The following is a 9,713-nucleotide window of genomic DNA, read 5'->3' on the forward strand; positions in this document are numbered from 1 at the left end:
ATCCAATTTAAATTCTTTTGAATATTTCTTACGTACAGTCATTATCTATCCCCAGCTTTGGCTATTATGTCTTAACTAGGGGGATCGTATCTATTCAACCACGTCAGTTTGTGTTTAACGGTTGCCAGCCCAGTTGAGTCTTTTCGTTTGTGATGGCTGAAGTTGTGTGGACAGAGGTCGTGATGCCGTCGATCGGCAGCTTGGGTTAACCTGAGTCACGCCACAAAGGAGCTTCCTGCTTTAAATTTGATGTTGCGGACACTTTTTTTCTCATACGTTTGTAGTGAGAAAATTATGCAGCAGATTGCCAGTCGGAATAAGAACGTAGATTCATTAGTCGCTTACTATTCAATAATTAAAGTTCCAAGACAAATATGGAAGGTTGAACACTGTTTAGCTGATATCTTTTTTATTTGTGTAGCTGCAGTCATAGTGGGTGCCGAAGGTTGGGAGGAAGTAGAAGATTTTGGCAAAGATAAGCTCGAATGCTGCAGTAATATGGCGACCATAAAATGGTATTTCGATACACGATACTATACGATAGCTTGAGTCATTGTCATGATCAGTCCAAAGCAATGTCAATCTTGTTTTATAGCTTGGATGAAAGATTGACATACGGTGACTAAAGGTAGTGTTATAGCAATAGATGGTAAAACCGTTAGTGGTTTTTATGATAAAAGCAATAAACGCGATGCTATGCATATGGTTAGTGCATTTTATGCTGCAAATGAAATCGTCATTGGTCAGGTAAAAACGGCAGAAAAATTCATTGAGAAAACTGCGATCCCTGAGTTGCTCAAACTTTTAGAGATAAGTGGCTGTTTGGTTATAATAGTCGCAATGAGTTGTCAGAAAAAAATAGTATCCGAAATTCTTAACAAGAATGCTGATTATTTATTAGCCGTTAAAGGTAACCAAAACGCTTAGAGCAGAAATTTGATGATATATTCGATGTGAGTGACTTCCAAGCTGATGACGAGAGTAATTGTTATGCCTCACAAAACAAATCACATTGTCGTTCAGAAACAAGATTGCATAATGTCAATCATGATAGCGCTCTATTAGGTGATATCGCATTTGAATGGCCAGGCATAAAAACGTTAGGTTATATGTCTCGTTTAGACAAGAGGGAGAAAAGCCAGTAACAGAGCTGTCAGTTAGATATTCACCAGCTCTACAAAACTTAGTGCAGAAGAACTTGCAAAGGTAGCAAGAGAGCAATGGGCAATAGAAGTAAAATTGCACTGAAAGTTAGATGTTGCTTTAAGAGAATATGCTTACAGGATAAGACGCGGTGATGCAGCCGAGAACTTTTCCAAAATAAGACATGTCGCGTTAAGTTTACTGAATAAAGATCAAACATTTGAAGCAGGGATCAATTAAGCAAAAAAGAGCAGGAATAAGTGGAAGCTATTTAACTGCAGTCCCTACGGGCAGGCTGTTTCTTAATCTTCCCATGCTCTTGCAGCCAAATCAGGCCACATCACTACAATGATGGTTTAAGCCCAAACGAGTCAGGACGAAGATACTCACTTTACTATAAAACCGTGGCCAATATTACTTGACCATTACACATTGTGATCTGCAAGAATACTCTGTGGAATATTGGGGTTACCAGAAGCTTACATTTGAATCAGGAAGAATCTTGCTTAAAAATACGTTAATTTATACTTTCAGTTCTATATTAAGCGCCGGTATTCCGTTTCTTTTGGTACCTATATTAACGCGGTACCTTTCACCGGAACAATATGGCCAGATTGCTATGTTCACTATATTTTTAACAGCACTAACTGCAGTAGTAGGTCTAAGTGTCGATGGGGCAGCCAATAGACGTTTTTTTGATCAAAATGTGACTTGTGATCAATTAAAAAGGTTTAATGGCAATTGTTTTTTTATATTATTAACCAGTACAGTTTTAGCTTCATTTATCTTGCTATTTGTTGATGCGCATTTAGCTCACTTTTTAGGTATACCTTCTTCGTGGGTATATCTGGGGATTCTAAGTGTTTTTTGTAGTTTTATATTAAAATTAAGGTTAGGACAACTACAGGTAAGGGGGAAAGCTAAATCATATGGTTTTTTTCAAGTGGTAAATTCATTTGTTGTTTTGATTCTTAGCATCTTATTTGTTGTTTCACTTGACTTAGGGGGGGCTGGTCGTATCTATAGTATTGTTTTGACGAGTGTACTCGTCAGCTTTATGTCTTTTTACTCTCTTGTTAACGATAAGCTTTTCAAGTTTGAATATTGTCTTCAAGATATTAAACAGGCTTTGTCATTTGGTGTGCCATTAATCCCTCATGTTTTAGGTGCTTTTTTATTATTATCTGCTGATAAGTTTGTAATAAATAAAGAACTTGGTTTGGAAATGACAGGTATTTACATGGTAGCCTTCAGCTTAGGCTCAGCATTAAATATTATTTTTAGCGGTATCAATAGTGCTTTCACCCCTTGGCTATTTGGACAGTTGAAAGAAGATGATGAAGTGAAAAAAAGAGATATTGTAAAAAAAACATATTTATACTTTATCTTTTTAATATTTTTGTCGTTATTCACTTTTATTGTAGCGCCACCAATATTGAAATTGATTGTTGGAGAAAAATTTCATCAGGCTGCAGAGGTTTTACCTCTTATTATAGTAGGCCAGGTTTTTTTGGGGATGTATTTTATGGTAACTAACTATATATTTTATGTTAAAAAAACTAAATATTTATCATATGTAACAATATCCTCCGGTGCCATTAATATCTCTCTTCTTTTATTATTTCTCCCTATTTACGGAATATATGGTGCAGCATTAGCGTTTTCGATTGCTAATTTATGGCAATTTTTGTTCACTTGGCTAGTTAGTGCAAAAGTGTACAGTATGCCTTGGGCTTTGTGGCGAGTTTAAGTTTTGTTTGCCGGACTAACATTTAATCTGGCAAACAAAAATCATAAGGATTTCAGGGCAATATCATTAAAAATAACTTGTCACTGATCCCCTGATTTGATTAATTACTTCGCTTTAAGCACCGTAAAGTGTCCAAACAAAAGCCTACACTTATTGAACATTTCAAAAAACATTGCCGTCCCACGCCTTCATAGAAAGCAATTACATAAATTGGATGACATCTTTTTTATTACGCTATGCGCCGTTATTTGCGGTTGTGATAGTTAGGTGGCCATTGTAAATTTGCAACGATGAAACTGAAATGGTTCGAGCAGTATTTATCACTTGAACATGGCATCCCGTCACACGATACCTTTGGGCGAGTATTCACATTAATCGTTCCTGAGCCATTTTAAGTCTGTTTTTCAAATTGAATCAAGGCGATAGTTAAAAATGCGACAGGGGATGTCATTGCGATTGATGGCAAATGCCTTAGACGCTCACCTGACAAATCGAGTAATAAATCCGCCATCTGTATGGTAACTGCATGGTCACACGATAACCAACTCACCTTAGGCCAAGTAAAAGTTGATGAAAAATCAAATGAAATAACCGCATTACCCGCTCTGTTAGCAAACCTGGATATTAAAGGTGGTATTATTACCACAGATGCGCTTAACGCCTAGACGAAATCAGCAAACATCATTGTTGAAAAAAGTGGCGATTATTTATCCGCACTGAAAGATAATCAAAGGATGTTACATGATGATGTGAGGTTATTCTTTGAAACACGCAAAAAGACATATCAACAGCTTGAATACATACAAAACCATTGACGCGGTTCATGGTCGAATAGAAGAGCATGAAGTGACCTCATGTAATGATATTGATTGGTTGATTAAGGACCATTCATACCCTCATATTGTTAGTATTATGATTGTAAAATCAAGGCGTTATCTTGCTGACAAGTGGTCACAAGAAACGCGATACTTTATTAGTAGTATCAAGCAGTATGCTCACTATGTAGGTGCTCACTGGGGCGTGGAGAATAATCTACACTGGACATTAAATATGGCATTTGATGAAGATAGTTGTCGAATGCGCAAAAGGCATTCAGATCAAAACATGGCAATATTACGCCGTATATCGTTCAATCTACTTAAGTCGGTAACTGAACATAAAGTAGGTATTAAAATTAAGCGACAGATGTCAGGTTGGGACAGTGATTATTTGTTAAAGGTGTTGCAATGATTTTAATGCGATTTCCCTATAAGGATTTCAATTAAATATATATTTAACCATTATCTTTTTGGAATTAAATTATGCAATGTAATTTAGTTGCAAGCTAACTAATACTGTTTTAATTGCTTAGATCTGTTTAAGGCGTTTTAATGTGTTGCTAGATCTAGATTAATTTAAAGGTTTATAATAGGCCTTTATAATAAATTATATATTTAACTGTGAGGTTATATGAGTAGTTCGAATAGTTCAAGGAGTGCGCTGTACTCTGTTTGCATGTATTTTATTGAAAACTTTAAATATATACTCTATTTCTTGTATGGTTCTGTTTGTTTGTTGCGTAAATATTCCACAGACATAAGGTATAGTAAGAGTAATAGTAATAGTGGAATAATCAATGTGTTAGGTAATGGACCTAGCTGCCATAATACTTTTAACCATAATACTTGTCCGAACGAAAAAGTTATGGTTGTAAATTTCATGGCTATTACGGATTATTTTTTTGAATATAAACCTGAATTCTATGTATTGATTGATTCGGATCATTTGAAAGACGATTCTGATAAATTACTTATGCTATATGAGGCACTAAGAAAAGTTGATTGGAGTATGATATTATTCGTCCCTGTTTCTTTTAGAAAACAAGCAGAATCCCTTGTTTCTAATAATAATATTACAATAAAGTTTATCAATTTTAACTACTTGCCAGGTAAAAGTAAGACAGTATTTTCTCTTTACAAAAAGAATATAGCGACACCAAGGTTTCAAAATGTGGTCGTTGCATGCTTATATGTCTCAATTAATCTTGGTTTCAAAGAAATAAAATTACATGGTGTTGAGTCTAGTGAGTTTCAGATGTTTGAGATTAACGAGCATAACGAAGTATTGCTCAATACAGAGCATTCCTATGGAAATGCAACAAGAAACCTAACAAAAGAAGGGAAAATACCTAAAGGTGAATTTTGGAAGTACCTTAGGTTTTATATTTTTATGTTAGAAGGGTACTCCCAAGTGAAGTCTTATTCAGATTTTGTAGGTTGCAATATTGTTAATTATACAAAGAAATCTTTCATCGATTCATTCGATAAAAAATAGAATGCATTGAATCTATTTTTTAATTTTATAAGCAGTCTTTAATTTACAATTTGAAAGTTATTCAAATGACGATAGGAATTAAATCTATTATTATGACGTGGTTGAATAGATACGATCCCCCTAGTTAAGACATAATAGCCAAAGCTGGGGATAGATAATGACTGTACGTAAGAAATATTCAAAAGAATTTAAATTGGATGCCATCGCATTGGTGGTAGAGCAAAAATACAGTCGAACAGAGGCAGCTAGGAATTTAGTCCTCAGTTACTCGGTCGTTGGCCCAAAGAAGCCTAAGATGATGATGGCCATGCCTTTCGCGGTAATGGCACCCTGACACCCGAACAAGCCGAAATCCGCAGCTTGAAGGGCAAGTCAAGCGTCTCGAAATGGAGCGTGAAATATTTGAAAAAGCGACGGTCTTCTTTACCAAATAAACGAAGTGAAGTATTCGTTTATTACCCGATATAAGAAGACCTGGCTTGTGCGCTTAATGTGCAGGCTGCTCGGTGTATAAAGTCACAATTATTACAGTTATCAGAAGCGTCAAACGGATAAATCTGATGATTTAACACATCAAGAGATGCTGGGATGAGTAAAAGATATCGCCAAGTTCAGCGATAATACCTATGGAGAACGACGCATTCAAAAAATATTGAATACACTGAGCTTTCCAGTAAGTCGCAGGAAAACAGGCCAATTGATGAAAGTAGCAGGCGTGTGGGTGCGGTATAAAAAGAAATATAAGGCCACCGCCAGCAGTGGCCATTACAAGCCTATTTATGACAGTGTACTTAAGCAAGATTTTGTAGCACGAAAGCCTGTCCAAGCTTATGTGCAAGATATCACCTGCGTTTTGACATCAGAAGGCTGGTCGTATTTAGCAGTGATGATTGATTTATATTCACGCAAAGTCGTGTGCTGGAGTATGAGTTCAAGAATGAAGGCTAGCTTAGTGTGTGACGCATTAACGATGGCAATATGGCAATATGGCAACGGCACCCAAGGCCGGATTGATTGTGCACTCAGACCAAGGTTTACAGTATGCCAGTAACGCTTACTGCCGCCTTATAAAGACACATTGTTTTGTAGGTAGCATGAGTAAAAAAGGGTGTTGTTGGGACAATGCTGTAGCAGAAAGCTTATTCGGGAGCCTAAAGCAAGCGCGGTTACACTGGCGCAAATACTGAACACGATTTAGAGCCCAACAAGATATCTTGAATTATATGGCCATGTGGTAGAACAGTCATAGCCTTCATTCATATTTGAATTACCAAAGTCCTAATGACTTTGAAAAAGAGAATAATGAATTACAAAAAGTAGCTTACTGGAGTGGTCGTATTAGGTGGAACAGGTCAATATTCCCGTTAAGCTAAACTACGCAAATGAGTCACTTGCTAAATATTCAGAACATTTAAAAATAGAAATAATAAACTTTATTATATCATCGGTAATTGATAGCTATAAAAGGGGGAAATACAGATATGTTTCGGCTTCTAAAAAAGACATTTAAATTCTTACATATAAAAAAAAAATATAGAAAGGAGGTTGAGTTCCCTTTTTCTGCAAATGTTTCACGAGGGTCTGTTTTTGAAGGGATGAATAAACTGTATCCAAAATGCAGTTTTACCGGCAAGCTGGGGTTTGGCTCATATATTGGGCCTAACTCTGATATAGCTGGTATTGTCGGCAGATACACATCTATAGGCCCTAATGTAAAAGTTATAATAGGCACTCATCCTTTGACTTACCCGTTCGTAACTACTAGCCCTGCTTTTTTCTCGTTGAGAAAACAAAACGGTTCTACTTTTACCGAGGTGCAACGGTTTGATGAACATCTTATTTTCGATAAAAGTAATAATTATGCTGTTAAAATTGGAAATGATTGCTGGATAGGTGAACGTGCAATGGTAGTTGGAGGCATCCAAATTGGTGATGGCGCTGTTATTTTAGCCGGCGCTATAGTCACGAAAGACATTCCTGCTTATGCTATCGTTGGTGGTATCCCAGCAACAATATTACGTTACAGGTATCGAGTTGATTCAATTGACTTTTTATTGAAATTTAAATGGTGGGATAAAGAATTACAATGGTTACAAGACAATGTAGAGTTAATGAACAACATGGGGAACTTAGAAAATGAATATGCTCAAAGAAATCATTAGATTTGTCGTGTTGTTAGGCGGAGTTAATTTAACATATAACATTATAAGCTTAAAGTTTTCAAAAGTTTATTTTCGAAAATCATTAAGGATTAACGGTCGCTTAAAGGTGAGGAATAGAGGTACGGTGATTTTAAAAGAAAATATCACAATTAATAGTGGAAAAAATTGTAATATTATTGGCGGTGACAGAAGAACGAATATTATAGTTTCAGAAAATGCATACTTTAGAGTTGGGAATAATGTAGGTATTTCCAACTCTACTTTTGTATGTACTAAGAAGATAACTATTGAAGATGATGTATTGATTGGTGGTAGTTGTCGATTTTATGATACAGATTTTCATTCTATTGATCATATTAGTAGAATGAAGCCATATAAAAATGGTGTTCCTGATGATAAAATAAAAAAAAATGACATATTGATAAAGGCTGGGGCCTGGATAGGAGGAAGTTGCATTATTCTTAAGGGAATAACTGTTGGAGCGAAATCTATAATTGGAGCGGGCTCAGTAATATCAAAAAATGTTCCAGATAATGAAATTTGGGCCGGAAACCCAATTAAATTCATACGGAAGTTACCCACAGAATAAGAACGTAATCCTTTTTTTTGACTTTTTATTAAGTTGTTATATGGGGTTTTATTTTCTTTGTTTTGTGAATGAAATCATACAAGATTTTGAAAGTAAAGTCGTAGCGTAAAAATACTTAAAGAGGTCTAAAATGACTAATATGTTTTATGAAGGTGGCATTCGCTGTAATGGTGTAAATAAAAACTCAAGTACAAGCGCATTAGTCTCAATTATAACAGTGGTGTTTAATGATGTATTACATATTGAAGCTACGATTCAAAGTGTGCTTGCTCAAAATTACGAGCATGTTGAGTTTATTATTGTAGATGGTGGTTCAACTGATGGTACTCTTGATGTTATAAAAAAGTATGAAAATAAAATTGATTATTGGGTTAGTGAAAGAGATGATGGTATCTATTATGCCATGAATAGAGGAATTGACTTAGTCTCTGGTGAGTGGATAAACTTCATGAATTCGGGCGACTCTTTTTATAATTCCAGTGTCATTAAAAACACCTTCAATTACGAAAAAAACAATGATGTAGATGTCATTTTTGGGCATCATAATGTAATTTATCCATATAAAAAAAACATCGTGGTTAAAGCGGGTGATGCCAGGCTACTTTGGAAAGGATCTCAATTTTGCCATCAAAGTAGCTTCATTAAATCGTCTTTGCATAAAATTAATAAATTTAATGCGCTCCATCGTATAGGTGCTGATTTTGAGTTTTTTTATAATGCTTATAAAAATAATAAGCATTTTAAATATAAGGATATTGTGGTTTCTACTGTGTCAGCGGGTGGCCTTTCTGACATAAAGCGAGTTGATAGTATAGTCGGTCGTTGGAATGTGATAGAAAAGACTCACAAAGTTAATTTTTATTATATTTGCCTTGTTTTGAATGAAATGATTAAAATGCATGTAAAAAAAATCGTCAAATTATGGCGTTAGAACTTAAGCGGGGGAGCAAGCATTTACTTTTTTTGTTAAATTTAATTACGATAATTGGTGTTCCTATCCGATGTCAATAGGTTCTTTTGGCACCAATATACATACTAGGTCTGTCTTACTCTCACGTACCCTAATAGTATCTTACTATGTCAAGTCTTCTCAAAGTATAAATGTATGCTTGGGTATTTATGTTATTTTTTTTTGATGTTTAGCTGGTGATATATTCTACGGTAACAGGATTGTTTTGAGTCACGCCACACTATCATCTCAAGCGAAGTTTGAAATAAAGGAGGCGGAATGGTATTGGGTCTATTCGTTATAATTGTAATTGTTTTACTTGCTTTATATTTGAAGGGAATAGAAATAGATTTTTTATATTTATTCACATTCGGGGTCATTTATTATGTTTTTTTACCAAGCTTAGTATATGAATTTGAATTATTTTTAAGCTTTCCCGCTATGAGTAATTGGTATGATAATTTTAATGAAGGTAGCGATTCCTACTTACTGGTAATTTATGTTTTTTGTAGCATAATTTTATGCATGCTTTATTTTAATTTTGTTCTAAAAAAAATTAAAATAAAGACCATATCATTGCCACTTATCAGTAATGTTAATTTGAATGCATTTTTATTTGTTATAGTTTTGCTTTCTTTTTCTTTTTGGTTTAGTGCAAGGCACATGTTGTTCAAAGGTTATAGCGTTGATTATGATTCAAATATAATGGGGAAAATGGCGACCATAAATTTAATATGTACTTTTTTTTGTTTGTATGGCATTCAAAAAAATAAAAAACACTTTACAAATAAATTATTTTTTTTCCTT

The 9,713-nt window shown here is 34.8% G+C and carries 11 protein-coding genes and 1 pseudogene; all 12 read left to right on the plus strand.

Annotation, left to right across the window (positions count from 1 at the left end):
• The first annotated feature begins 294 nt into the window (after positions 1-294).
• Positions 295-549 (plus strand): transposase family protein, encoded by a 255-nt coding sequence (locus ACJAT7_RS15835; protein ID WP_415227772.1) that lies wholly within the window; start codon positions 295-297, stop codon positions 547-549.
• A 69-nt stretch (positions 550-618) separates the two neighbouring features.
• Positions 619-927, plus strand: a complete 309-nt coding sequence (locus tag ACJAT7_RS15840) for an ISAs1 family transposase (RefSeq protein ID WP_415227773.1) — start codon at positions 619-621, stop codon at positions 925-927.
• 670 nt (positions 928-1,597) lie between these two features.
• Positions 1,598-2,893 carry a lipopolysaccharide biosynthesis protein gene (locus ACJAT7_RS15845; RefSeq protein WP_415227774.1) on the plus strand — a complete coding sequence of 432 codons (1,296 nt, stop codon included), beginning with the start codon at positions 1,598-1,600 and terminating at the stop codon, positions 2,891-2,893.
• A gap of 290 nt (positions 2,894-3,183) precedes the next feature.
• Positions 3,184-3,288 carry a transposase family protein gene (locus tag ACJAT7_RS15850; RefSeq protein WP_415227775.1) on the plus strand — a complete coding sequence of 35 codons (105 nt, stop codon included), beginning with the start codon at positions 3,184-3,186 and terminating at the stop codon, positions 3,286-3,288.
• Between the two features lie 27 nt (positions 3,289-3,315).
• Complete coding sequence (locus ACJAT7_RS15855; protein WP_415227782.1) at positions 3,316-3,558, plus strand: ISAs1 family transposase; 243 nt, start codon at positions 3,316-3,318, stop codon at positions 3,556-3,558.
• A 127-nt stretch (positions 3,559-3,685) separates the two neighbouring features.
• On the plus strand, positions 3,686-4,123 hold the full coding sequence (locus tag ACJAT7_RS15860; RefSeq protein ID WP_415227776.1) for an ISAs1 family transposase: 438 nt from the start codon (positions 3,686-3,688) through the stop codon (positions 4,121-4,123).
• Positions 4,124-4,510: 387 nt separating this feature from the next.
• Positions 4,511-5,206, plus strand: a complete 696-nt coding sequence (locus ACJAT7_RS15865) for a hypothetical protein (RefSeq protein ID WP_415227777.1) — start codon at positions 4,511-4,513, stop codon at positions 5,204-5,206.
• Between the two features lie 157 nt (positions 5,207-5,363).
• Positions 5,364-6,579 (plus strand): annotated as a pseudogene (locus tag ACJAT7_RS15870) (IS3 family transposase).
• 108 nt (positions 6,580-6,687) lie between these two features.
• Positions 6,688-7,368, plus strand: a complete 681-nt coding sequence (locus tag ACJAT7_RS15875; RefSeq protein ID WP_415227778.1) for a CatB-related O-acetyltransferase — start codon at positions 6,688-6,690, stop codon at positions 7,366-7,368.
• A complete protein-coding gene (locus tag ACJAT7_RS15880; RefSeq protein ID WP_415227779.1) occupies positions 7,343-7,957 on the plus strand; it encodes an acyltransferase in 615 nt (204 codons plus the stop codon). The genes ACJAT7_RS15875 and ACJAT7_RS15880 overlap by 26 nt, the downstream gene beginning before the upstream one ends.
• A gap of 130 nt (positions 7,958-8,087) precedes the next feature.
• On the plus strand, positions 8,088-8,888 hold the full coding sequence (locus ACJAT7_RS15885; protein WP_415227780.1) for a glycosyltransferase family 2 protein: 801 nt from the start codon (positions 8,088-8,090) through the stop codon (positions 8,886-8,888).
• A gap of 297 nt (positions 8,889-9,185) precedes the next feature.
• The coding region (locus ACJAT7_RS15890) for a hypothetical protein (RefSeq protein ID WP_415227781.1) at positions 9,186-9,713 on the plus strand (528 nt) is incomplete at its 3' end.

Origin of the sequence: Psychromonas sp., from assembly GCF_047632995.1 — a bacterium.
In the GTDB taxonomy this organism is placed as follows: Bacteria; Pseudomonadota; Gammaproteobacteria; order Enterobacterales; family Psychromonadaceae; genus Psychromonas.

Bases quoted from the DNA above. Each gene is read 5' to 3' on its own strand.
- ACJAT7_RS15835 (WP_415227772.1), top strand. From the start codon at position 295: ATGCAGCAGATTGCCAGTCGGAATAAGAACGTAGATTCATTAGTCGCT.
- ACJAT7_RS15850 (WP_415227775.1), top strand. From the start codon at position 3,184: ATGAAACTGAAATGGTTCGAGCAGTATTTATCACTTGAACATGGCATC.
- ACJAT7_RS15875 (WP_415227778.1), top strand. From the start codon at position 6,688: ATGTTTCGGCTTCTAAAAAAGACATTTAAATTCTTACATATAAAAAAA.
- ACJAT7_RS15880 (WP_415227779.1), top strand. From the start codon at position 7,343: ATGAATATGCTCAAAGAAATCATTAGATTTGTCGTGTTGTTAGGCGGA.
- ACJAT7_RS15885 (WP_415227780.1), top strand. From the start codon at position 8,088: ATGACTAATATGTTTTATGAAGGTGGCATTCGCTGTAATGGTGTAAAT.